The 23167-nt window shown below is 41.7% G+C and carries 21 protein-coding genes and 1 tRNA gene; 8 read left to right on the forward strand and 14 right to left on the reverse strand.

Translation table 11 applies throughout. The annotated features are described in order from the left end of the window. Positions 1-6 precede the first annotated feature (6 nt). The 10 genes from ESV85_RS08175 to ESV85_RS08220 form a co-directional block, all read right to left on the reverse strand. Positions 7-1173 carry an FtsW/RodA/SpoVE family cell cycle protein gene (locus tag ESV85_RS08175; protein WP_146916473.1) on the reverse strand — a complete coding sequence of 389 codons (1167 nt, stop codon included), beginning with the start codon at positions 1171-1173 and terminating at the stop codon, positions 7-9. After that, complete coding sequence (gene murD, locus ESV85_RS08180; RefSeq protein ID WP_146916475.1) at positions 1170-2522, reverse strand: UDP-N-acetylmuramoyl-L-alanine--D-glutamate ligase; 1353 nt, start codon at positions 2520-2522, stop codon at positions 1170-1172. Before murD ends, ESV85_RS08175 begins: the two co-directional genes overlap by 4 nt. 5 nt (positions 2523-2527) lie before the next feature. Further along, positions 2528-3739 (reverse strand): phospho-N-acetylmuramoyl-pentapeptide-transferase, encoded by a 1212-nt coding sequence (gene mraY / locus ESV85_RS08185; protein WP_146916477.1) that lies wholly within the window; start codon positions 3737-3739, stop codon positions 2528-2530. Between the two features lies 1 nt (position 3740). Further along, on the reverse strand, positions 3741-5204 hold the full coding sequence (locus ESV85_RS08190) for a UDP-N-acetylmuramoyl-L-alanyl-D-glutamate--2,6-diaminopimelate ligase (RefSeq protein WP_146916478.1): 1464 nt from the start codon (positions 5202-5204) through the stop codon (positions 3741-3743). Next, positions 5205-7313, reverse strand: coding sequence for a penicillin-binding protein (locus ESV85_RS08195; RefSeq protein ID WP_146916480.1), 2109 nt, complete (start codon positions 7311-7313; stop codon positions 5205-5207). Continuing rightward, positions 7310-7693 (reverse strand): FtsL-like putative cell division protein, encoded by a 384-nt coding sequence (locus tag ESV85_RS08200; RefSeq protein WP_146916482.1) that lies wholly within the window; start codon positions 7691-7693, stop codon positions 7310-7312. Before ESV85_RS08200 ends, ESV85_RS08195 begins: the two co-directional genes overlap by 4 nt. Next, positions 7690-8601, reverse strand: a complete 912-nt coding sequence (gene rsmH / locus ESV85_RS08205) for a 16S rRNA (cytosine(1402)-N(4))-methyltransferase RsmH (RefSeq protein WP_146916484.1) — start codon at positions 8599-8601, stop codon at positions 7690-7692. Before rsmH ends, ESV85_RS08200 begins: the two co-directional genes overlap by 4 nt. A 4-nt stretch (positions 8602-8605) precedes the next feature. Continuing rightward, entirely contained in the window at positions 8606-9040 is a 435-nt protein-coding gene (gene mraZ, locus ESV85_RS08210; protein ID WP_146916485.1) for a division/cell wall cluster transcriptional repressor MraZ, read from the reverse strand. 556 nt (positions 9041-9596) lie between these two features. Continuing rightward, entirely contained in the window at positions 9597-11606 is a 2010-nt protein-coding gene (locus tag ESV85_RS08215; protein WP_146916487.1) for a M56 family metallopeptidase, read from the reverse strand. Continuing rightward, on the reverse strand, positions 11606-11977 hold the full coding sequence (locus ESV85_RS08220) for a BlaI/MecI/CopY family transcriptional regulator (protein WP_146916489.1): 372 nt from the start codon (positions 11975-11977) through the stop codon (positions 11606-11608). The genes ESV85_RS08215 and ESV85_RS08220 overlap by 1 nt, the downstream gene beginning before the upstream one ends. Before the next feature lie 352 nt (positions 11978-12329). Between ESV85_RS08220 and ESV85_RS08225 the strand changes: the two genes are divergently transcribed. The 3 genes from ESV85_RS08225 to ESV85_RS08235 are packed head-to-tail and all read left to right on the forward strand — an operon-like array spanning position 12330 to position 15237. Then, complete coding sequence (locus ESV85_RS08225; RefSeq protein ID WP_146916491.1) at positions 12330-13442, forward strand: alkene reductase; 1113 nt, start codon at positions 12330-12332, stop codon at positions 13440-13442. A gap of 46 nt (positions 13443-13488) precedes the next feature. After that, positions 13489-14253: an NRDE family protein gene (locus ESV85_RS08230; RefSeq protein ID WP_146916493.1), complete on the forward strand. Its 765-nt coding sequence runs from the start codon at positions 13489-13491 to the stop codon at positions 14251-14253. A 6-nt stretch (positions 14254-14259) separates the two neighbouring features. Then, positions 14260-15237, forward strand: a complete 978-nt coding sequence (locus ESV85_RS08235) for a YpdA family putative bacillithiol disulfide reductase (protein ID WP_146916494.1) — start codon at positions 14260-14262, stop codon at positions 15235-15237. Positions 15238-15350: 113 nt separating this feature from the next. On the opposite strand, the gene ESV85_RS08240 is transcribed toward ESV85_RS08235, so the two are convergent. The 4 genes from ESV85_RS08240 to ESV85_RS08255 all read right to left on the reverse strand — a co-directional run bounded on the left by ESV85_RS08240 (position 15351) and on the right by ESV85_RS08255 (position 20231). Next, the gene (locus ESV85_RS08240; RefSeq protein ID WP_146916496.1) at positions 15351-17282 is read right to left on the reverse strand and encodes an OmpA family protein; all 1932 of its coding nucleotides are present in this window, start codon (positions 17280-17282) and stop codon (positions 15351-15353) included. 40 nt (positions 17283-17322) lie between these two features. Next, positions 17323-17811, reverse strand: a complete 489-nt coding sequence (locus ESV85_RS08245) for a hypothetical protein (protein ID WP_146916498.1) — start codon at positions 17809-17811, stop codon at positions 17323-17325. 80 nt (positions 17812-17891) lie between these two features. Continuing rightward, a complete protein-coding gene (locus tag ESV85_RS08250) occupies positions 17892-18683 on the reverse strand; it encodes a (Fe-S)-binding protein (protein ID WP_146916500.1) in 792 nt (263 codons plus the stop codon). Between the two features lie 210 nt (positions 18684-18893). Next, complete coding sequence (locus tag ESV85_RS08255; protein WP_146916502.1) at positions 18894-20231, reverse strand: 4Fe-4S dicluster domain-containing protein; 1338 nt, start codon at positions 20229-20231, stop codon at positions 18894-18896. A 104-nt stretch (positions 20232-20335) separates the two neighbouring features. On the opposite strand from ESV85_RS08255, the gene ESV85_RS08260 reads away from it, so the two are divergent. From ESV85_RS08260 to ESV85_RS08280, 5 genes are all read left to right on the forward strand, one after another. Then, positions 20336-20408 (forward strand) — tRNA-Phe (locus ESV85_RS08260). A gap of 416 nt (positions 20409-20824) precedes the next feature. Next, complete coding sequence (locus ESV85_RS08265; protein WP_146916504.1) at positions 20825-21316, forward strand: RNA polymerase sigma factor; 492 nt, start codon at positions 20825-20827, stop codon at positions 21314-21316. After that, positions 21313-21741, forward strand: coding sequence for a hypothetical protein (locus ESV85_RS08270; RefSeq protein ID WP_146916506.1), 429 nt, complete (start codon positions 21313-21315; stop codon positions 21739-21741). Before ESV85_RS08265 ends, ESV85_RS08270 begins: the two co-directional genes overlap by 4 nt. A gap of 3 nt (positions 21742-21744) precedes the next feature. Beyond that, positions 21745-22308, forward strand: a complete 564-nt coding sequence (locus ESV85_RS08275) for a DUF4252 domain-containing protein (protein WP_146916508.1) — start codon at positions 21745-21747, stop codon at positions 22306-22308. Between the two features lie 127 nt (positions 22309-22435). Beyond that, positions 22436-22921 carry a DUF4252 domain-containing protein gene (locus tag ESV85_RS08280; protein ID WP_146916510.1) on the forward strand — a complete coding sequence of 162 codons (486 nt, stop codon included), beginning with the start codon at positions 22436-22438 and terminating at the stop codon, positions 22919-22921. Positions 22922-23167: the final 246 nt, after the last annotated feature.

The following is a 23167-nucleotide window of genomic DNA, read 5'->3' on the forward strand; positions in this document are numbered from 1 at the left end:
TAATAATTATGCTGTTTTAAGTCTTGTTTTATTTCCAAAAGCAGAGCTAGTCTGCGATTCGTCCTGATGATCGCCACGGCTTACCGAAAGGATAATCCCCAAGGAAATTCCCGTGAAAACCAATGATGTTCCTCCCATACTTAGCAGAGGAAGTGGTAACCCTGTAATCGGGCCTAAACCAACTGCTACCGCCATATTTACCAATGCCTGGATCACCAATGCGAAACTCAATCCCGCAGATAGCAATCCTCCAAATGCTTTGTTTGAATTCGCTACGATTCGCATCCCTCTATAAAGAAGCGCGAGGTAAAGAAACAGCACAGAGAATCCTCCGATCAGCCCATATTCCTCAATGATAATCGCGTAGATAAAATCCGAATACGGATGTGGAAGTGAGTTCCTTTGCTCAGAGTTTCCTGGACCTTTTCCACCGATACCGCCTGTGGCAATAGCGATGTAGGATTGCTCAGCTTGAAATGGAATCTCATCCTTGTTCATGAAGTCTTCCACTCGAGATACTAGCGTCGCTCCTCTTTGACCTATAAATCCAGCAGCAGTCAAGCCTAATGCTCCTACCAACATTACCATCGCCAGATACTTGACAGGAACTCTACCGATAAACATGATCAGAAGACATGTCACCAATAGGAGAATGGCTGTAGAGAAGTTAGCCATTGCAATCAAGCCGGAGATCAAGCCAATAGCGATAATGATAGGCACGAAGGTGCTCTTGAAGTCTTTAATATTATTTTGGCGCTTAGCCAGCATTCCTGCTATGGATGCGATCAAGGCTAGTTTTGCCAAATCTGAAGGCTGAAAAGCCTGGTTGATTACAGGAATAGTGATCCAGCGATTGGCTTCATTGATATTAGAGCCAAACAAGTAAGTAACCAGCAAGAGTGGTATGGAAATAATCACTCCCAGTCGAGCGTAAACCGCATACTTTCTGTAAGGGATTTTATGCGCAAACCACATCACCACCAGCGACACGAAAATCAACATTGAATGTCTGATCAGGTAGATTTCGGTATTGCCTCCAGCATACTTATAGGCCAAAGAACCCGTAGCAGAATACACTACCAGAATACTGAAAAGAGACAATAGAATGACAATACCCCAAATAATTGGGTCGCCTTTGAAATTTCTATCTATCCATGCTTTAAACTGTGTCATGCGATGGTTTTAGATTTAAGGTTTTCAACAGCTTCGCGAAATTGCGTTCCCCGATCTTCATAATTTTTAAACAAGTCAAAGCTTGCACATGCAGGTGATAGCAAGACAATATCTCCAGCTTCTCCAAGCATTTGTCCCCACTTCACCGCTTCTGAAATATCTTGAGTTTCTCGTATGTCACTCACCACCGGCCCGAAAGCCATTTTCAATTTCTCATTGTCTTTGCCAAGGCAAATCAATGATTTTACTTTCTGACTTGCCACCGGCAAAAGGACTGAGTAATTATTTCCCTTATCGACTCCACCTGCAATCCAGATCAAAGGATTTTCAAAGCTAGCCAAAGCATAAGCTGTGGCCTCCACGTTAGTGCCTTTGCTGTCGTTGACAAACGTCACACCATCCACTTCTCTGACCTGCTCCATACGGTGAGGGGCATTCTTGAAAGTTTGGAATCCAGCGATTAATGCTTCTTCATTCACTCCGGTAATCAATGCTACTATACCGGCACAAAGTGCATTCAAAATATTATGCTTCCCTTTTATAGGAAGGATGTTAAGAGGGATTGTTACTGACTGCTCAGCTATAGTGATCTCCAGAGAATTCCCATTGAGAAAGCCTCCACTTTTTTGCTCATTCTCTAAAGAAATCCAGCTTAAAGCAGGTAGAATATCTCGGTATTTTAAACCTTCCAAAGTCAAGAAATCCTGAGCAGACAGAATTGCCTGATCAGTGGCGGTCATATTTTTGAAAACAGAAAACTTAGAATCGATGTATTTATCAATCTGATAATCGTATCGATCAAGATGATCTGGAGTGATATTCGTAAGAATAGCGATAGAAGGCCTGAAGCTTACAAATCCATCGATTTGGAAACTACTGCATTCGATCACCCACCACTCATGATCTCCATCGAGTAATTGGCCAGCCCAGCTTTTACCTACATTTCCAGCCAATCCCACATCCAGTCCTGCTTCTTTCATCAAGTGATAAGTAAGAAGTGTTGTTGTGGTTTTTCCGTTGGTGCCTGTGATCGCAATTACTTTTCCTTTGCTATAACCAAATGCGAATTCTAGTTCATCTATGACTGGAATTCTAGCTTTTATAGCTTTTTGTACAATTGCCACTTTGGCAGGAATCCCAGGGCTTTTGATTATCAGGTCAGCATTTAGGATTTGCTCTTCCGAATGTGTGCCTTCTTCAAATGGAATTTCTAAACTCTGCATTTCCGCTTTTCTAGCTTCAGAAATCTGCCCTGCATCAGAAACAAAAACGGCATAGCCCTTCTGTCTGGCAAGCATTGCTGCTCCCAATCCGCTTTCTCCTGCGCCCAGAACGACTATTTTTTTCATTTCTATTATCTAAGTTTTAGTGTTGCCAAAGTGATCACTGCCAACAAAATCCCTACAATCCAGAATCGTGTTACGATCTTGGCTTCCGGTATACTTTTCTTTTGGTAGTGGTGATGTAGTGGAGACATCAAGAATATTCTCCTGCCTTCACCGTATTTTTTTCTAGTGTATTTGAAATAGCCCACCTGGAGCATGACACTGACATTTTCTATAACAAACACACCACACATCACTGGAATCAGCAATTCTTTGCGAAGCGTCAAAGCCAAAACAGCTATCACTCCCCCCAGCATCAAGCTGCCCGTGTCGCCCATGAAAACCTGAGCCGGGTAAGCATTGTACCAAAGAAAACCCACGCATGCTCCTACAAAGGCAGAAGCAAAAATCACCAGCTCGCCTGAGTTGGGGATATACATGATATTGAGGTATTGCGAGAAAATGGCGTTACCACTGATGTAGGCGAAAATGGCAATGGTAATACCGATGATGGCTGAAGTACCAGCCGCAAGACCATCTATTCCATCCGTGATATTTGCACCGTTTGAAACGGCCGTAATGATGAATGTCACCACGAAAATGTAAAGAATCGGAGTCATTGCCTCGCCCAAGAAACCCAGCATCGTCTCGTAATTCAACTCATTATTTTTGGTGAATGGAATAGTGGTTTTAGCCACTTTCACATCTCGATAAGCTGGTGTTTCTACCACACCCTCTTCTATGGAAACAGGGTTGGTGAATTCGCGTATCACTACGCTTTCATTGAAATAAAGCGTAGAACCCACGATAATACCTATACCGATCTGACCGATGATTTTAAATCTACCAGCTAGACCTTCCTTGTTTTTCTTAAAAACTTTGATGTAATCATCTATAAAGCCTATCGTTCCCAACCAAACGGTGGTGATAAGCAAAAGAATGATGTAGATATTATTTAGATCTGCGAAAAGCAAAGTCGGGATCAAAATCGCAGCCATGATCATCAAGCCACCCATAGTAGGCGTGCCTTTCTTCTCCTGCTGTCCTTCCAGACCCAGATCCCTTACAGTTTCTCCGATCTGCTTATTTCTGATCCAAGCGATGATTTTGTGACCGAAAGAGATGGTAATGATCAGTGAAAAAAGCGATGCCATTCCCGCACGAAACGAGATGTATCTAAACACCCCTGTTCCGGGAATATCAAGCACTTTGTCCAAATAATCAAAAAGTGGATATAACATCTCAGCTTTGTGTCAATTGTTGTAAAAACTCAGTTACTACTTCAGTATCATCAAAGTGATGCTTCACCCCTTTGACTTCCTGATAATCCTCATGGCCTTTACCTGCGATGAGGATGATATCTCCTTTTTGGGAAAGCATACAGGCAGTCTTGATAGCTTCTCTGCGATCCACAATAGTTAATGTTTTTCTGATTTCAGACGGGCCTACACCTACCTGCATATCCTTCAATATTTCTTCTGGCTCCTCAAAGCGAGGATTGTCAGAAGTAAGAATTGCTTTATCACTTTCCTGAACAGCTATTTTTGCCATTATAGGACGCTTAGTCTTGTCACGATTTCCACCGCAGCCTACGACTGTGATCAGTTGCTCACCGCCAGTTCTTACTCCGTTAATTGTCTTCAGGACGTTATCCAAAGCATCAGGCGTATGCGCATAATCCACAATGGCAGTAATGCCTGCAATGGAAATTCTGTCAAAACGGCCTTTGGCGCCACGGATTCCAGATAGCTCACGAAGAACTTCATCTTCCTCTTCGCCCAATAGCACGGTGACTCCCAATACTCCCAGAAGATTGTATGCATTGAACGCGCCGATCATTCTGAACCAAATCAACTTACCGTTGATTTCTAGTTCTAACCCTTCAAGCGTGTTGGATATGATTTTAGCTTTGAATTCAGCCGGAGATTTCAGCGCAAAAAACTGATGAGAAGCTTTACAATTTTGAAGCATTACAGCTCCTCGTTTGTCGTCACCGTTTACAAGAGCAAAAGCGTCTTTTGGAAGCTCATCAAATAACTTTTTCTTGGCTTTGATATACTCGTCAAATGTGCCATGATAATCCAAATGGTCATGACTGATATTTGTAAAAACAGCTCCCGCTAGTTTCAATCCTGCTATTCTCTCTTGCACAATCGCATGAGAACTCGCTTCTATAAAGCAGTGAGTACATCCTTCCGCAACCATTTTGCGAAGCAAAGCCTGCACACTTACCGCGTCTGGCGTAGTATGAGTCGCGTGGATTACTGTTTCGTTGATCTTATTCTCTACCGTGGAAAGCAAGCCCGTGCTGTAGCCCATTCGCATAAATAACTGATGCAAAAGAGTCGCTGTGGTAGTCTTCCCATTGGTTCCGGTAATCGCTACGACCTTGATACTCTCAGACGGATTGTCAAAGTAGTTGCTTGCCATGATACCTAGCGCACGAGCAGAATTCACCACTTCCACGTAGGTGATTCCATCGATAAGCTTTTCCGGCAACTGCTCACAAACAATGATCTGAGCTCCTAGACCAATAGCTTTTTCTATAAACTCATGTCCATCAACCTGAGTCCCTTTAATGGCTACAAAAGCACTTCCCTCCGTCACCTGACGACTGTCAAAGACAATATCTTTCACACCCAACTCCATGTCTCCGGTAGTAGATGTAAGTGATACTTTATATAATATGTCTTTCAGTACTTTCATTTATCCTAATACAAGATTTATAGTTGCGTTTGGTGTTAATTGTGTTCCCGGTGAAATTGATTGGCCTTTCACCCGACCTTTCCCGGTGTAGTTCACCTTCATTCCTTTATTTTCCAATATGAAAAGTGCGTCCCTAAGCGGAAGTCCTGACACATCTGGAACAAGTGATTGATCCGTGTCATTGACGCTCATTTGTACACTAGCTTCATGAGCAACCGTCTTCACCCACTCTTCAGGATTAGCAGCGGAAGCCTTCAAACCTAATTCTTGGAATATGCTCTGTAGCTCCTCTGCTTTACCTGCTTTCACATAAGGCAGTTGAGTGCCATTTGCTTCGGCTCTCATTATTCCCTGCTGATTATCTGGATTCAATTCGATATCAAGAGCGTAGATTTTATCTGCGATTTCCTTGAAAACCGGGGCTGAAACATCCCCGCCATATGCAGCCAAGCCCTTTGGACTGTCTATCACTACGATCATGGAATACTTCGGATGATCCGCAGGAAAGTAGCCCGCAAAACTTGTGTAATAATTCCTGGTATATTTTCCGTCGACTAGTTTCTGAGCAGTGCCAGTTTTACCCGCTATTTTATAATCCGCATTGGCGATGTTTCTTGCAGTGCCTCTCTCCACCACACCTTCTAATAGACTCTGAAGAAGTTTGATGTTTTTCTCAGATGCGATTTGCTTGCGAACGACTTCTGGCTCGTAGCTCTGCTCGATTATAGTTCCTTTCGAAATTGACTTCACTACATAAGGCTTCATCATTTCCCCTCCATTTGCCACAGCATTATATAAAGCCAATGTGTGAAGGGGGTTTAGCTTTACTTCATATCCTATAGAAACCCAAGGGAGAGTAGTACCATACCAATTTTTATCACCCGGTTTCTTGAAATATGGTTTGCCTTCGCCTATCAACTGAAAACCAAAAGGCTCCCTCAATCCAACTTTGTCTATGTAAGCCATGAATTTGGATGGACTGGAACCGAAATGTTCATCGACCAATTTGGAGATGCCAACATTGGAAGATTTCTCAAATGCTTCACGAATGGTCAGAGTGCCAAAGCCCCCGTAATGAGCATCTCGCATCACTTGATTATAGAATTTGTGGGCACCGTTTCCAGTTTCCACTGTTTCATCCAGCGTGATCTTATTTTCTTCTAAAAGTGCAAGCATGGAAAGCAGTTTGAAAGTAGAGCCAGGTTCTGTGTTTCCCTGATCACCTATGGCATAATTGTAATTCTCGCCATAGCCATTGCCGCTACTATTCCGCTGTAAATTGGTGATTGCTTTGATCTGTCCCGTCTTCACTTCCATCACGATCACAGCACCAAATTCTGCATCACGATCGGTCAATTGACGACGTAAAGCAGTTTCTGCTACATCCTGAATATTTACATCCAGCGTAGTGGTAACATCATAGCCATTTTCTGGCTTCACATCTTCTGCATCAAAAACCGGCTTCCAGCTCCCACCAGCTAAGCGTTGAAAGAGAGCCTTACCGTCTTGACCTTGCAGGTAATTATTGAAGCTGTACTCGATTCCCGCCCCGTACTCATTATCATTCAAAAAGCCAACTGTTCGGCTGGCAAGGGAATTAAAAGGACGATATCTTTGCTCTACTTTCTCGAAGATCACTCCTCCCCCCATTCTTCCATCTCTAAAAATTGGCCAGGTAGACATTTCCTGCATTCCTTGATACCCGATCTTCTCTCTATTCAATACCAGATATCTCTTGTTATCCAACCTAGCATCGTTGATCATTCGCTTATATGAAGCTGCTGATTTGTCCTTATAATAAGAGGAAAGCATTTTTGCCAGCGAATCAACTCCAGCTTTGAAGGTATCAGATTTTGCAATGGTCGGATCAAGTGCTACTCTATAAAAAGGCAAACTTGTCGCCAGCAAACTTCCATCACTCGCATAAATATTCCCGCGAGTAGCTGCCACCTCTCTGTATTGGAAGTTGATTGTTTCAGCTTTTTCGCGCCATACGTCTCCATCCGCCATCTGAAGCTTAGCAACCCTGTATGGAATCGCCGCTGCACAAAGCGCTATTAGGATGAAAACCACCCGTACTCGGAGCAATATGGATCGCTTAAAATTCACTTCTCTACCTCAATTTTTATTGGTGGTTGATTGAGTTCAAATATTCCTTGTTCTGCTACACGCTTGGCAACTTCTGACTGCATGCTGCTAAGCATGTACTCGGCTTCCAGCGTAGTGACATCTGCACGTAAATCCTCTACTTCTTGCTGAGCCTTTTCAATCTTGCGCACCATATTCTCTGCGCGGTGATTGCTCCAGATATAGACCAAAGCCAGTAAAGCCACAAACCCAACTGGAGGAACCAGCTGGACAGGCACTCCTTCACCCAAAATCCCGGTGATATCCAGCTTCTCTTCCATCCAACTAAAGATGGATTTGCGAGAACCGCCTTTTGGCGTGTTGCCTGACTTCAATTTCTTTCTGAACGTGTTATTGCTCATGCCTCTATCTTCTTCGCTATTCTCAATTTTGCACTTCTTGCTCTAGGGTTAGATGCAATTTCCTCCGCATCTGCCACCACGGCACCTTTGCTGATTGGCTCAAGAGGACGAATGAGATTTCCGTAGAAATCTTTCTCTACATCACCTTGAAACTTGCCTTTGATCATCAGATTTTTCACCAATCGATCTTCTAGACTGTGGTAACTCATTACCACCAATCTTCCTTCAGGCTTCAGCAATTCCACAGCTTCCAGTAGCATTTCTTCCAAAGCCCCCATTTCATCGTTCACTTCTATTCTCAATGCCTGGAAGACCTGAGCGTAATACTTGAAGTCTTTGCCCCTAGGGGCATATCTTTTCAAGAAGGAGGTAAATCCTTCTGTAGTCTCAAATTGTTGGGAGGTTCTTTCAGACACGATGGCCTGTGCCAATGTCTTTGCATTTTTCACCTCGCCATACATCCCTAAAATCTTATGTAGTCTGCCTTCGTCGTATGTATTGAGAATTTCTTTGGCAGAAATCTCATCTGATTGGTTCATACGCATATCCAGATCACCGCTGAATCTGGTAGAAAAGCCTCGGCTTGGCTCATCGATCTGATGGGAAGAAATACCCAAATCAGCCAAGATGCCGTCTACCTTCTTCACACCATGTAGTCTCAGGTATCTCTTCAAATCTCTGAAATTGGCAGCAATGAAAGTGAAGTTGTCACTGGCAGGAATGTTCGCTTCAGCATCTACATCCTGATCAAAAGCATATAAATGCCCCTTATCTAGATGCTTCAGAATCTCTCTGGAATGCCCTCCTCCACCAAAAGTCACATCTACATAAATCCCATTGGGATCAATAGACAAGCCTTCAGTGCATTTGGCTAGCATCACTGGGATATGGTAAATAGACTCTGTCATGTGATTAAGAGAGATGCTTTTCCATTAGACTGGATAAGTCCGCAGGATCAACTATGATATTCTTGCTATAATTTTCTTGATTCCAAAATTCGATTCTTCCTCCATTACCTATCACGATTACATCTTTTTCAAGACCTGCGTAGGCTTGGTAAGCTTTTGGGATCAACAAGCGCCCTGCGCTATCCAACTCCACATCGACGACAGAATTGAAAAAGGAACGCTGCAACATTCTTTGCTCCGGATTATGAATAGAGAGAGACTTGATTTGATTCTCAAGTTTCTTGTATTCCACCATAGGATAAAGAGCCAAACATCTATCTTCAGCCATCCGAAGCATAAGCGTACCTCCATTAGCCTCCGGAATTGCCGCCTTGATCTTGGCTGGCAATACCAGACGCCCTTTGGGATCTAGCTTGCAATCGTATTGACTGTTGAACATAATTTCTTGAACTCTTTAGAATGATGAGTATGTAGTAAAGACAAAAGTAATAAAATGACCTTCACTTTCTACCACTTTCCCCCACAAATTCCCACTTTGACTTAAAAGTAGACAAATCTTTATTCCATCCCAATATTTACCAGTAAAAATTCAAGGTTTTTTTTGGCGGTATAGTATTGATTAGAAAGAGGTTAGGCTTTCCCCAAAATGGGGCAAAATAGAGCGTATTACAGGTTTTTCATAGCCAGAAAGGAATATGATACTCATAGCGTGCTATCCTTCAAAAGAAAAGTGGGGTGATTTCCCGTAAATAATGAAAATACGAACTGTGAAGTGGGGAAAAATCCCACGGGACATTGATATGATCTTGATTTTATAATTGGTCAATATGATTATCCGTAATGATACCAGTCACCTAAATTCCTTTGCTTACCCGGCAAACTCTACTTGCTCCCCAAATAAACTATGACAAAAAAAGACCTGCCCAACGGACAGGTCTTTTTCAAAGCATCAACACACAATTTTCTTTTCAGATAAGATCTTTAGAACAAGGGGTCTATTTGTTGTCGTCTTTTTTCTTCACTTCTTGCTCAAGTTTTTTCTGGTATCCTTCAATTTTGGCAGCATTCTCTTTTTGCCAAATTTCCATTTTACGTTCGTACTCTTCCATCTTAGGCTTCATCTCTTTTTCCCAAGCTTTGATCTTTGCTTCATACTCTTTCATTTTCGGCTCATTGGAATCTTGCCAGGCTTTCATCTTGGCTTCAAACTCTTGCATCTTAGGCTCATTTGCCTTCTGCCATTCTTCCATCTTCTTCTCAAACTCCTTCATTTTTGGCTCGTAAGCTTTCTGCCATTCGGCCATTTTTTTCTCAAAAGCCTCCATTTTCGGCTCGTAAGCTTTCTGCCATTCAGCCATTTTTGCTTCGTACGCTTCCATTTGTGGCTTCATAGAACTCTCCCAATCCTCCATTTTTTTAGCGTACTCATCGGCACGTTTTTCGACTTCCTTCGCCCATTTCTCCTTCTCCGCTTTTGTCATATTTATCGTGTCTTTCGGAGAGAAAGAATTAAAATTGAAATCAAAAACAGGCGGAGAAATCTTGAAATCCATGACAGGCATGGTACCCATATTAAAGTCCATAGCAGGCATCGTCCCCATATCTAAATCCATCATTGGAGCCATATCGAATGCCATTGGAGGCATTGGAGCCATTGCAAAATCCATTACTGGAGCAATCGCCTCAGCTGGGAATGGTGGCATGGGAGTAAGTTCTAGTGCTGGCATATCTTCCAAAATCATGGTCTTCCCATTTTGACTGTATACGTAAGTCCTTTTATTGCTATTCTTCACGATTACGGTATCTGACTTGGAAATAATCGTGTCAACAGAAACATTGACATTCGTATTGACATCTAAATTAACGTTAGCGTTTTCCTGAACTTCGACTACCGGATTTACATTGGTATTCACATTCACCGAAACCACTGGCTTCACATTTTCGACGGACACTGAAACGTCCTGCTGGGCAGTTGCCATAAGGCCTGCGCTTAATAAGAGTGTTAGTAGCATAGGGATAGAAATAATAGGGTTTTGTGGATAAGTCTGAGCTGGATGACCCAGTATTCTTTTAATTCTCTGCAGCGTAGGATTTCTCTTTTTCGCCGCTGCCAGCGCTAAGTCAGGAGGATTTTGCTTCGAAAAGTTCAAGACCTCAGCCAAGCTATAAGCTAATTCCTTAGGAGCTACACCCGCTTTCACCGCCACATCATCGGCAGCATTTTCTCTCAATTCTTTGACAGTCTGGTTCATCCACCAATAGCAAGGATGATAGAAGAAAAGTACTTCTAGGGCAGATTGCAGTAGATTCGAGAGGTAATCGTTACGCTTCACATGCGCCAGTTCATGAGCGATAATCGCTTCAAGTTGCACAGGAGCTAGTTGTAAAATCAGGGCTGATGGAATTAGGATAATAGGCTTGAGATAGCCAAAAGTGACTGGAGATACGCCATGAGAGGTAAGTCGAATTTCCACTTTTTTGGAGACATTCATCCTACCCATTAAGTGGTAAAGCATTTTTTCTAACTGAAAATCTTGAGGGTCTGAGGATGATTTTCGAAGTGTTCTGATTTCTGAAAGGCTATTAACTAAGCGGAAAAGAAATAGAAGTGCTCCCACAAACCAGAAATTAACTAAGAGCGGCAGTTGTACCTCAATCCAGTTAATCAATTGGTTGATCAAATGGTTGATCAAACTCTCGATTCCTATGCTCGCTGAAGCTTGTACTTCACTTAGTACCATTCCCTCAAATGCTATTCGATCCAAAAACGGGGTCGGACTAAAGCTGGAGAATTCATAGATAAAGGTGGCTACCGCAAAAAGCAAACTCACTCCCAAACTTCCCAACGCCAGATTATACTTGAAATTTGGACTGTTTTTGTGAAAAACTTTCAGAACCAACCACAAGGCCGCTCCTATCAATACTAATTGCCAAAGTGAATGCACGAGCGTCCAGCCCATGGCATAAAGCAAACTTTCGGGAACCCAGTCGTTTAAAAGATTCATTATTTCTTGTTTTCTAGTTGGTCTAAAAATGCGCGTATTTCGTCTAATTCCTCCTTAGAGGGATTCTCTTCCCCCAGAGCCTGGAGCACCAATTTCTGCGCAGAACCCCCAAAAGCCGTAGTAACCAGATTTTTCAGTAGAGACTTTTGGGTCTCTTTTTGATTGGTCACAGGACTGTAAACATGGGTTCTTTGCTCTTCATTTCGATTCACCATTCCTTTGGCATGCATGTTTTGCATGGTCTTCAAAGTAGTGGTATATCCCGTGTCCTTTGTCAGAGCTAAACGCTCATGAATCTGACGAACATTGGACTGTTTCATTTCCCACAATAGGGAAAGTATTTCTAATTCTGACTCGGTTGGCTTACTCATAGGAGCTTATACGATAACTTTCGTACCAAAGATATACGAAGAGAATCGTAAGTTCAAAACATCTACGAAAATAATCGTATTAAAAAGTGTTAAAATACTATTGAACAGATAATTACATACCTATAAAATATTTCAAAAACACTTGCACTGCAATACTTAGAGCGTGTAGACATCAATTTTAAGAATCTAATTTTTTGCGCTAGTGATCTTTGGAAAGGTTTTGAATAGTAGTAAGGACCTAACTCAACCTAAGTTGAGAAGGCCATAAAGTTTAAGCGTTTGAAGCTGAACTTTCCTTCCCTGACATTAGTTGTATACACATTGAATTTTTGATAACAAAACCAACTTTACCATGAATACTGATCAAGCATTACTTAAACCCATTACACTAGCTGGTGGGTTAGAGTTAAAAAATAGAGTTTGGATGGCGCCAATGACAAGAAGCAGGGCTGCCAACTCAGAAAATAAGCCCTTTGAAATTCACGAGGAATATTATACCCAGCGTGCATCCTCCGGTCTCATCATTACCGAAGGATCTCAAGTCTCCAAAGATGCTGTAGGATATATCAACACTCCAGGTATTTACTCCAAAGAACAAGTAGAAGGCTGGAAGGGAGTGACTAAAGCGGTACATGATAATGATGGACACATCTTTATACAACTATGGCATGTAGGCAGAATTTCTCACCCTGATTTCCATAATGGAAATCTGCCTTTGGCACCATCTGCTATCAATCCAAACGAAAAGTCCTATACGCCAGAAGGCTTCAAAGATACTGTCACTCCAAAAGCAATGACTTTGGAAGACATCAAGCAAACCATCCAGGATTTTAGAAATGCTGGTGAAAATGCGATGGAAGCAGGTTTTGACGGGATTGAGATCCACAGTTCCAATGGCTACTTGCTACACCAGTTCTTCAGCGCAACAAGCAACGTGAGAACTGACGAATATGGTGGCTCAATAGAAAATAGAGCAAAAATTCTCTTTGAAATCATCGACGCACTGAAAGAAGTAATGCCAGAGCAAAAAATTGGTTTGAGACTAAACCCGTCGCTTAATGGTGTTTTTGGAATGACAGCAGATGAAGAGACCATTCCTACTTTTGAGTATATCGTCAAAAAATTGAATGAGTACCATTTAGCTTATCTCCACCTTTCTGAGCCATTTACGGATGTGTCAGAAATCCCTTATTTAGTGAGTCATATTGCGAAACACTTCCGACCATTATACAAAGGCACTTTAGTAATCAACGCAGGTTTTGACCAAGAAAAAGGGAACAAAGTAATTGAGGAAGGTGATGCAGATGCGGTTGCATACGGCTCTCTATATATATCAAATCCAGATTTGGTAGAGCGTTTTGAGCAGAATGCCGAGCTGGCAAGTCCAGACAAGGATACGTTTTATACGCCTGGAGAAAAAGGCTACACAGATTACCCCACACTTGAAGAAATAAAAGTTGGATAATCACCCTAAAGGCCGGAATTCCCGGCCTTTTCTTTATTTTTAGCCTATGTGTCTAGTAGCTTTTTCTTGGAGAACTCATCCAGAATACCCTTTGATCATCAGTACTAATCGTGATGAGTTTTTTGAACGCCCTACCCAAGCAATGCATGTCTGGGACAGCGGAATTTACGCTGGAAAAGACCTTAGAAGTGGCGGTACTTGGATGGGATTTCATCCTAACGGACGCTGGTCACTTTTGACTAATTATCGGGATTTTTCCAATCCTAGAAATGCAAAAATAAGTCGTGGAAAACTTGTTCAGGACTGGCTTGAAAATGATAGTTCAGCGGAAGAATACCTGAAAGAAATACAAAAAAACCAAGATCAATACGATGGATTTAATCTACTGGTCAGCGATGGGGAAAAGTTGTTTTATCTAAGCAATTACTCTCCTGATATACAGGAAGTACAACCGGGGATCTATGGTTTGAGCAATGGCCTTCTCAATGATCCATGGCCAAAAGTAGAATTGGCAAAACGGCAGCTTGAACAATTAATTAAGACTGAGTTTTCCACCAATGACTTACTTAATATCCTGAAATCCAAAGAGACTTATCCTCCAGAAAAACTTCCCAAAACCGGAATTCCCCTAGAAATGGAAACTTGCCTTTCAGCTCAATTAATTCGAATGTCAGGTAATTATGGAACGGTTTCGGCCGCTGCTGTGGTTCAACATAAATCCGGGCTTGTAGAGCTCAAACAACGAAGTTTTCAATGGAACGCTGAGACCTATCAAGACTTGGATTTTCAATTTCAACTCGATCAAACCTAAGACCAAATGTCAAACAAAATATACGATATGCTGATCATCGGTGGTGGACCAATTGGTCTGGCTTGCGGTGTAGAAGCAGGAAAAGCAGGATTGGATTATGTGATTGTCGAAAAAGGAGCACTCACGAATTCTATCTTTAATTACCCGATCAATATGACTTTTTTCTCCACATCAGATAGGCTGGAGATGGCAGATATACCTTTTATGTCAATAGGAAATAAGCCTAACCGCACCGAAGCACTGGAATATTACAGAAGGATCTTTTCTCATTTCGATCTGAATGTTAAACTGTATGAAGCAGTGCAGACGCTAGAAAAGAAAGAGGAGTTGTTCCACGTCAAAACCTCCAAGGGAGAATACCAAGCAAAGAATGTAGTTCTGGCCACTGGCTTTTACGATTTGCCAAATCTGATGAACATTCCAGGCGAAGACTTACCAAAAGTGCAGCACTACTACAAAGAGCCTTGGCCATTTATCAACCAAAAAATCGTCGTAGTGGGCGGAGCAAATTCCGCCGTGGATGCAGCACTTGAATGCTGGAGAAAAGGAGCAGAAGTCAGCATGGTTTTACTGGAAGAGGAAGTGGATCAGGCGGTGAAATACTGGGTACGCCCCGACATCGTAAACCGAATCAAAGAAGGTTCTATCAAAGCCTTCACCCAATCTAGACTCAAGGAGATCCATGAGCATGAAGTCGTGATTTCAACTCCCAAGGGAGAAGTGACCATAGAAAATGACTTTGTGCTTGCCATGACAGGCTACAAGCCGAATTTTGGATTATTAAATCAATTGGGAGTAAAACTGAGTGAAGACGAGAAATGCCAGCCACAATACGACGAGCAAACTCACGAGACTAACGTGCAGGGAGTTTATCTAGCAGGGGTAGTTTGTGGAGGATTAAATACTAGAGAATTCTTCATCGAAAACAGCGTAGTACATGCTGCGATGATTGTGAGGGATATTGTAGGGAAACTTAAGAAGTAATAAAACCAAAAAGAACCTATACTCTATCTATTGACAAAGTATAGGTTCTTTTACTTTAGATCTATATGCTCAGATAATCATAAAGGAATTAGCTAGATGACAATTACGTCAGCTTACTCCTTTATCTCAATTACCTTAAACTCGGTTCTTCTGTTAGTTTGATGCTCTTCCTCAGTAGTTGCATTTTTAATAATCAACTGACTTTCACCATATCCTTTGGCTACAAGTCTATCTGCAGCTACACCTTGGGAAACAATGTAATCAACCGCTGATTGAGCTCTTCTCTGCGATAGGTTTTGATTATAAGCATCTCCAGAACGCGAATCGGTATGTGAGCTCAATTCAATTCTTATCGCCGGGTTATCCTTTAGAATCTGAACCAGCTTGTTTAGTTCTACTGCTGCATCCGCTCTAATTTCCGCTTTATCCAAATCGTAATAGATATTCTCCAGTACGATAGAGCGATCAAGTACAAGCTGATCTAACACGATCGTAGTATCCAACGTAATATTGGTCACATCTTGGATGAGTGTGGAGATATCAGGAGTCTTACCTTTCGTGGTATATGGAATTGACTTAGAGAAGTAGCCACTCTTTGAAGCTATAATGGTAAAATCAGCATCTGGTGTCAATGTAAATCTCACACGACCAGTGGTGTTCGAGAAATCCCCTCCTGCTTGTTTGCTATTTTCATCATACAATACCACTCGAGCTTGCTCTAGCACAGCGTCATCCGCTCCTGCCACTCGCTGTTTGGTAAATACATTTAGCAAGACATTAATGATTTTTGGCTTCGGTGTTTTATCCTCAAAGAAATAGATATCATCATCACCTATACCACCATCACGATTGGATGAGATGAAACCAGCTTTTGGATATTCGGTGAAGAAAAGAGCAAAGTCATCATTTGTACTGTTGAAGTTTTCTCCTAGGTTTTTGATCACCTGAGCACCGGAAGCATCTTTTTCAGCTACGAAAAGATCAAGTTTACCATAACCAGGATGTCCATCTGAAGAGAAGAAAAACTTACCATCAGCCATCGGCCTTGGGAAAAGCTCATTGCCTGGAGTATTGATATTTGGCCCAACATTAACGGGATTCCCAAAATCTCCATTTGCTAACTTGGTGGCTTTATAAAGGTCTATCCCTCCAAAACCACCTGGCCTGTTTGAAGCAAAATACAATTCAGAACCATCCGCAGAGAAAGCAGGAGTAGAATTCCACCAAGTTTCATCCTCATTTATCGGCATCCATATCGGCTGCGTAAAGCCTCCACCTCTGAAGTAAGAAACAAAAAGCGCAGTTTCTGGAAGATCTTTATCAGAGGTAGAGTTTCCTCTCGCGTAAATAATCGTATTTCCATCAGGACTAACAGCAATGGCTGCTTGGTTCAATCCTTCCTCATTTTTAAACTCAGGAAGTGGTTGCGCTCCAGTGACATCTACACGAAGTCCTTCTGCTCTTGCTCGGAATATTTTAGTATAGGGCGACCCATCAGCAGGATAAAGCCCGCTTGCTTGACGACCCGAAGTGAAATAAATGAAATTTTCAGAGACTACAGGCGCATAGTCAGGCCCAGCCGTGTTGAGGTCTTTGTAATTAACCAACTCATGATAAGGCCAATAATCTTTAATACCCTGTGACAGTTTGATAGATTCAAGCTGACGCTGAGTCTCTGCCAAGTAAGTTTCGTCCTGTGTGTAGCCTTTAGCTTTTTCAAAAGCTTCCTTTGCCTCCTCGTCTTTATCTTGAGCTTTCAAACTCAAACCTAGTCGATAATAGCTATCAAAAGTGGGATCTTCCTCTACCAATTTCTGGTAATAAGGAGCCGCATCTTCGATCCTATTTGACAGTCTATAACTCTCCGCGATTACTTGATTAGCTTCCTTGTTTTCAGGATCATCTGCCAAGATCTGAGAAAAAGAATTGATGGCATATTGGTACTGACCAGAAAGAAATTGGTCATTACCTTTTTCCTGAAGGCTTTTGCATGAGCTTACCCCGATGAGGAGTAAAAGACAAATCCAAAAAAAATGGTTTTTCATCTGAAACGGCTATTGATGATCTATTCTGAATATTACTAAATTAATTTGGAAAGTATCGATTCAGCCAGCTATTCCCTGCCAAAATCCACACACTTTCAAGTTCTTTTTTGCTTTGCACCTGCGGATTGATCACTAGTGTTTGCGAATCGATCTCTCCAGAAGTGACTTTTGTCTTGATGCCCAAAGCAGAAGCTACGTTTATTTCACCCGAATTGGATTTAAAAGTCACTTTACCTTGATCGGTGATATTGTTTTCGATTTCACTTTCCAGCTCACGCAAAGTCCTGACAGAACTGTCGATAGAGCAACCGCTTGCCCCTAACCCAGATTCATCAACAGCCAAAACCAAAATCTGATCCTCCAAGATCTGAAATGAAGTTGGCATTCTATTGCCATGTGTATTCCACCCATTACAGAAGAGGGATAATCTGGAAGCTATTAACTCTTTTTCCTGCTCAGAAAATTGACGTGCAGCCTGGTAAACCCAAACGCGCGAATCTTCTGGCATATCTTTAAATTCTACGTACATAATTTCTTGTTACTTATTGGTAAAGAAAAACCCTTTCTACCTAACGGCAAAAAGGGTCAAATTGATTCATTGAAAAAAAGTTAAATCCCCATGTCTTTGGCGATCATTTCTGCCAAGTCATAGACTTTCACTTCCGCTTCTTTTTCTTTGTTTTTTACGCCGTCCGTCATCATGGTTAAGCAAAATGGACATCCTACAGCAATTGTACTAGCTCCAGTTGCCAAAGCTTCCTCTGTTCTCTCTACGTTAATGTCTTTTTTGCCTGGCTCAGGTTCCTTGAACATCTGAGCACCACCAGCCCCACAGCAAAGTCCTTTGGTCTTGCAACGCTTCATCTCCACTAACTCCACGTCCAACGCTTTGATGACATCTCTTGGCGCTTCGTAGACATCGTTGCCTCTCCCTAAGTAGCAGGAATCGTGGAAGGTGATTTTCTTTCCTTTAAACTCCCCTCCACCTTTCAATGCGACTTTCCCATCATTGATGAGTTGTTGGAGAAATTGCGAATGGTGAATCACGTCATAATTTCCTCCCAAAGCTGGGTATTCGTTTTTGATTGTATTGAAGCAATGTGGACAGGCAGTGACTACTTTTTTGATGTTGTAACCATTCATCACCTGAATATTCGCTACCGCTTGCATCTGGAAAAGAAATTCATTTCCAGCACGCCTAGCAGGATCTCCAGTACAGGCTTCTTCTGGGCCAAGCACAGCGAAGCTGACACCTACTTTATTCAATATTTTCACAAAGGCCTGCGTTACAGCTTTATATCGCTCATCAAATGAACCTGCGCAACCTACCCAGAATAGGACTTCTGGACTTTCTCCTTTGCCGGCCATCTCGGCCATGGTTGGTACTTTATATGTTGACATGATTATACGTTTTATGTTTGTCCGAGAATATGCCATTAAGCTTATCCTCTTTGGTATATAGGCTGGAAGACCGATGACGGGTGACCGAAGTAGCCTCTCTGCCAGTTTTAACCTAATTCTTTGTTGCTTTTTACTTCAATGAAAATTGCTGTATTAAAACAAAAAAGTCTCGGAAATGAATAATTTTTCAATTTTCAAATCTTCCAATTTTTAATCTGGAATTTCCTCCTCTTTCACCTTCTCAGCCCAATTGAATCGATCCTGAGGGCTGAATTTCCATGGAGCAAAGCTGGTTTCCATGTTTTGAAACATCGCATTCCATTGAGCTGGCGTTCCTGACTCTTCCATGGCTACATAGCGACGCATTTCCAAAATGATAGCTAGCGGATCGATATTCACTGGACAGGCTTCCACGCAAGCATTACAGCTAGTACATGCATTCAATTCTTCCTTGGTGATGTAATCCCCCAAAAGTGACTTACCATCTTCCAAACCTTTTCCTCCAGCATCCAAGCTTTTTCCTACTTCCTCTGCACGATCTCGCACATCCATCATGATCTTACGAGGGGAAAGCTTCTTTCCTGTCAGGTTAGCCGGGCATTCCGAAGTACACCTCCCGCATTCGGTGCATGAATAGGCATTCATCACATTGATCCAACTCAAATCATTGATGTCTTTGGCTCCAAATCTACCGATCTCAGCAGGCGGGTCAGCTGGCGCATCCGTAGGAATTCCAAGCATCATATTCACCTCATTGGTGACAGCTGGCATAGTTGACATTTCACCCTTAGGCTTCAAATTCGAATACCAGGTATTTGGGAAGGCTAGGAAAATATGTAAATGCTTCGAATAGGTCACATATATAGCGAAAGCTAAAATCCCCACTATATGAAACCACCATGCTGCTCTCTCTATGAAAATCAGGAATTCAGTACTCATATCGTCGAAGATCGGATGAAGCAAACCGCTGAAGAACAAATCCCCAACCACGATGTAATGCCCCACTCCTCTCGAAGCTAAAATCTGATCAGCGGCATTCATTTTCAAAATTGCCATCATCAAGACGATCTCAATACAAAGGATCAAGTTACCATCCATCGCTGGCCAACCCTTCATCTCTGGCTTGGTGAAGCGAGGCACCTTGACCACATTTCTTCGGATCAAAAAGATCACACAGGAAATGAGAACCATCACAGCTAGAAACTCGAAGAAGTTCATCGCAGCCACATAAGCCCCACCGAGGAAAGGAGCAAATAAGCGGTGCGTACCGAAAATACCATCTAGGACAAATTCCAGAACTTCAAGGTTGATCACCAAGAACCCCACATAAACAAAGAAGTGTAGAAATGCGGGGATAAAGCGCTTAAACATTTTCTGCTGACCCAAAGCCACCAAAAGCATTGTCTTCCAACGCTTGTCCGGCTGATCGTTTCTTGTCTCTGCTTTGCCCAGAAGAATGTTTCTGCGGAGGAATTTGACTCGTTTGATCAGAAAGAAGCTTGCAGCACTCAAAATGATCAAAAATATTAATTGAGGTAAAAAGCTCATAGTGATGTTATTAGCGTGTTTCTTGGGTTTTAGTCTGTATTTTTTTCATTAAATGACTTGCTTCAAATACTCAAATAATTACCTTTGCATCACTTTACAAACAAGGTGATATAGCTCAGTTGGTAGAGCATCGGACTGAAAATCCGTGAGTCGATGGTTCGAGTCCATTTATCACCACAAGCCCTGAAGCAATTCAGGGCTTTTTTTGTGCCCTTATTTAGCCACAAAGAGCACAAAGTCCCGATAGTTATCGGGATTGCAGAGGGCACAGCTTCATATTCTGAACAAAAAACCAGAACAGTCACCTCTCCTTTAATCTCATTTGTGAATCCCCTATTCATTAGTATTGCAATTGCTTTATCATAAGATACTGAATCATTTTTGGGATGCCTGATAGGCAAATTAAGAAATAGTAGGCATGCATACTATTTCTTACTCAAATTTTGAAGCAATTTAGTCTAGTTAGTTATCTCAGCCAAAAGCATAAATTGCTGAATTTCTTAAGCTCTCCTTTTTTATAGTATGTTTAAAAAACTTTTATTTTTTTTCATTGCCACTGTAACATTCGCAATTCCCATGCATTACCGTATTAAATGAAGTCATTTTTTGAAGCACATATCTGGCCGCAAAGAGGCAGGCTCTACCGGCTGGGTTATCTCTGGGTGAGGGATCGATCCCTTGCAGAGGATATGCTTCAGAATGTCTTCGAAAAATCTTTTGTACGGGAAGATGAACTTAGAAGTCACCCAAATCTGATGGGTTGGTTGGTAAGCAGTCTGAAAAATGAAGTATTGACACACTTTAGGCAAACCAAAAAGCTAGACTCTTTGGACGGATTGGAAGAAATGAAAGTGGAGGAGTCAATTTCTGAGGACACAAAAGATTCGATACAACAAGTAATGAATCTTGTGAAAGGATTGCCTTTGCGACAGCAGGAGATTTTTCATCTGAGAGAAGTGGAAGGGTTGAGTTACGAGGAAATTACCGAGCACCTAGACATTAGCCTGGATCAAGTGAAAGTAAATCTTCACAGAGCCAGAAAAAGCATTCGAGAGCGGATGCTCAATCAAAAATTAACCAAATGAATCAGCGAATAGACGAATTACTCGAAAAGTACTGGGAAGCTGAAAGTAGTCTAGCAGAAGAGCAAGAGCTTAAGACCTTGCTCCTATCTGCTGAAGGCTATGCCGATGAAAAAGCATTGTTCTTAGGCTTAAGTGACTTTTCTAACGAAGAGCCAAGCCTACAAATGCCAACCAAGATAATCCCAATCAAATCCAGAAACTGGATGAATTGGGCGGCATCTGCAGCAATCTTGATTGGTTCTGTCTGGGGATGGAGAGTTTATGAGCAAAAGCAAGCTGAGCAAGAAGCTTATATGGAAGTCATGCAGGCTTTTGCACTAATCCAAACCAATCTTTCAAAAGGACAGGAACAAATGACCATAATGAATGATATGAAATACCTAAATACGACCAACCAACTATTTGGCAACCCTACAAATAAATAAGCTATGAAAAAATTCATACTAATTCCGCTATTGCTGTTTGCCTTTATTATTAAGGCGCAGGCTCAGGATGATGCTATTCAGCGCTTTTTCTCCAAGTACATGGATGACGATCGTTTCTCAAGAGTTTACATCAGCCCTAAAATGATGCAGATGGCAGGAGGATTCCTGAAAAGCAACGCCGGGACAGACAAAGACTCTCAAGACCTTGGCGTCCTAATACAAAAAGTGAAGGGTATTCGAATTCTTTCCTCGGACGAAGTCAATGGATTGACTTTCTACAAAGAGGCAATGGGAACACTTTCCAAAAACAAGTACGAGGACCTGATGATTGTCGAAGACAAGGGAAGCAGCCTAAAGTTTATGGTTCGCGAGGAAGGTGGCTTGGTAAAAGAGCTAATGATGATCTCAGGAGAAGAGGGAGACTTCACCTTATTATCAATGCTGGGAAGTTTCACCTATGAAGACCTAAACTTGCTTGCTGAAAAGACTGATATCCCAGGAATGGACATGTATGGCAAAGGAAGCAAGGGGCCTAAAGGCGAGAAAGGCCCAAAAGGAATAAAATAAGTATCAAGTATCAAGTATCAAGTATCAAGTATCAAGTATCAAGTATCAAGTAAAGCGAAACTAGAAGGTAGTGCCTAGGTTTCACAATTCGGAAAATATTAAACAAACCACACTATATAATACGCATATGAAAAAGCTAATTCTAACCCTAGCAATAATTGGAGCGGTAATGTCCGTTCAGGCACAAAGCAAAAGCGTCAAAGCGCTTTATGAAAAGTTCAAAGGTGAAGATGACTTCTTCCACATGGAGCTGGGAGGCAATTTCATGAACTTTGCCGAAGGCTTCAAAATCGATATTGACAAAAATGACATGGCTACTGTAGCAAAGTCTATCGAGAAATTGAATTTCTTTAAGCTACCTGATCATATGGATGACGCACGTCAAGAATACAAAGCTTTGCAGAAGGGACTGGAGAGAGAAAGGTATGAGCTGTTGATGGAAGCTTCTGAAGGAAAGGGTGGCGTAATTGTATATTCAAAAGGAGGCAATACCATTTCAGATTTAGTAGTCCTTGTTGGAGGTGACGATGGTGACTTGATGGTAGTAGAATTGAAAGGCAAGTTCGACCAAGAATTGGTAGCTAAAGCGGCAAATTATAAGAACAAAAACTGATTTTACCTTAAAGACAGAAAACAGCAACATTCTCTTTTTTGTAATAATCTCATATATAGGTTTAGAAAATCGATTCTAAACCTATTTTTTTGTCCAATCTAGAATCATAGGGTAAATAATAGATATAATTACCAGGCATTTTGAGGTTGAATTTATAATTACGGTCGGATTTTACTTCAATTTAAAACCTCAGTTTAAAATTTTTTAATTTTTTTTCACAAAATTTCCATTGGAAATCTATAGAAA

Source organism: Algoriphagus aquimarinus, from assembly GCF_007997215.1.
Lineage (GTDB): Bacteria > Bacteroidota > Bacteroidia > Cytophagales > Cyclobacteriaceae > Algoriphagus > Algoriphagus aquimarinus_A.

Coding starts and splice junctions, on each gene's coding strand:
- ESV85_RS08175 (WP_146916473.1), bottom strand. CDS start 1,173: ATGACACAGTTTAAAGCATGGATAGATAGAAATTTCAAAGGCGACCCA.
- murD (WP_146916475.1), bottom strand. CDS start 2,522: ATGAAAAAAATAGTCGTTCTGGGCGCAGGAGAAAGCGGATTGGGAGCA.
- mraY (WP_146916477.1), bottom strand. CDS start 3,739: ATGTTATATCCACTTTTTGATTATTTGGACAAAGTGCTTGATATTCCC.
- ESV85_RS08190 (WP_146916478.1), bottom strand. CDS start 5,204: ATGAAAGTACTGAAAGACATATTATATAAAGTATCACTTACATCTACT.
- ESV85_RS08200 (WP_146916482.1), bottom strand. CDS start 7,693: ATGAGCAATAACACGTTCAGAAAGAAATTGAAGTCAGGCAACACGCCA.
- rsmH (WP_146916484.1), bottom strand. CDS start 8,601: ATGACAGAGTCTATTTACCATATCCCAGTGATGCTAGCCAAATGCACT.
- mraZ (WP_146916485.1), bottom strand. CDS start 9,040: ATGTTCAACAGTCAATACGATTGCAAGCTAGATCCCAAAGGGCGTCTG.
- ESV85_RS08215 (WP_146916487.1), bottom strand. CDS start 11,606: ATGAATCTTTTAAACGACTGGGTTCCCGAAAGTTTGCTTTATGCCATG.
- ESV85_RS08220 (WP_146916489.1), bottom strand. CDS start 11,977: ATGAGTAAGCCAACCGAGTCAGAATTAGAAATACTTTCCCTATTGTGG.
- ESV85_RS08225 (WP_146916491.1), top strand. CDS start 12,330: ATGAATACTGATCAAGCATTACTTAAACCCATTACACTAGCTGGTGGG.
- ESV85_RS08230 (WP_146916493.1), top strand. CDS start 13,489: ATGTGTCTAGTAGCTTTTTCTTGGAGAACTCATCCAGAATACCCTTTG.
- ESV85_RS08235 (WP_146916494.1), top strand. CDS start 14,260: ATGTCAAACAAAATATACGATATGCTGATCATCGGTGGTGGACCAATT.
- ESV85_RS08240 (WP_146916496.1), bottom strand. CDS start 17,282: ATGAAAAACCATTTTTTTTGGATTTGTCTTTTACTCCTCATCGGGGTA.
- ESV85_RS08245 (WP_146916498.1), bottom strand. CDS start 17,811: ATGTACGTAGAATTTAAAGATATGCCAGAAGATTCGCGCGTTTGGGTT.
- ESV85_RS08250 (WP_146916500.1), bottom strand. CDS start 18,683: ATGTCAACATATAAAGTACCAACCATGGCCGAGATGGCCGGCAAAGGA.
- ESV85_RS08255 (WP_146916502.1), bottom strand. CDS start 20,231: ATGAGCTTTTTACCTCAATTAATATTTTTGATCATTTTGAGTGCTGCA.
- ESV85_RS08265 (WP_146916504.1), top strand. CDS start 20,825: ATGAAGTCATTTTTTGAAGCACATATCTGGCCGCAAAGAGGCAGGCTC.
- ESV85_RS08270 (WP_146916506.1), top strand. CDS start 21,313: ATGAATCAGCGAATAGACGAATTACTCGAAAAGTACTGGGAAGCTGAA.
- ESV85_RS08275 (WP_146916508.1), top strand. CDS start 21,745: ATGAAAAAATTCATACTAATTCCGCTATTGCTGTTTGCCTTTATTATT.
- ESV85_RS08280 (WP_146916510.1), top strand. CDS start 22,436: ATGAAAAAGCTAATTCTAACCCTAGCAATAATTGGAGCGGTAATGTCC.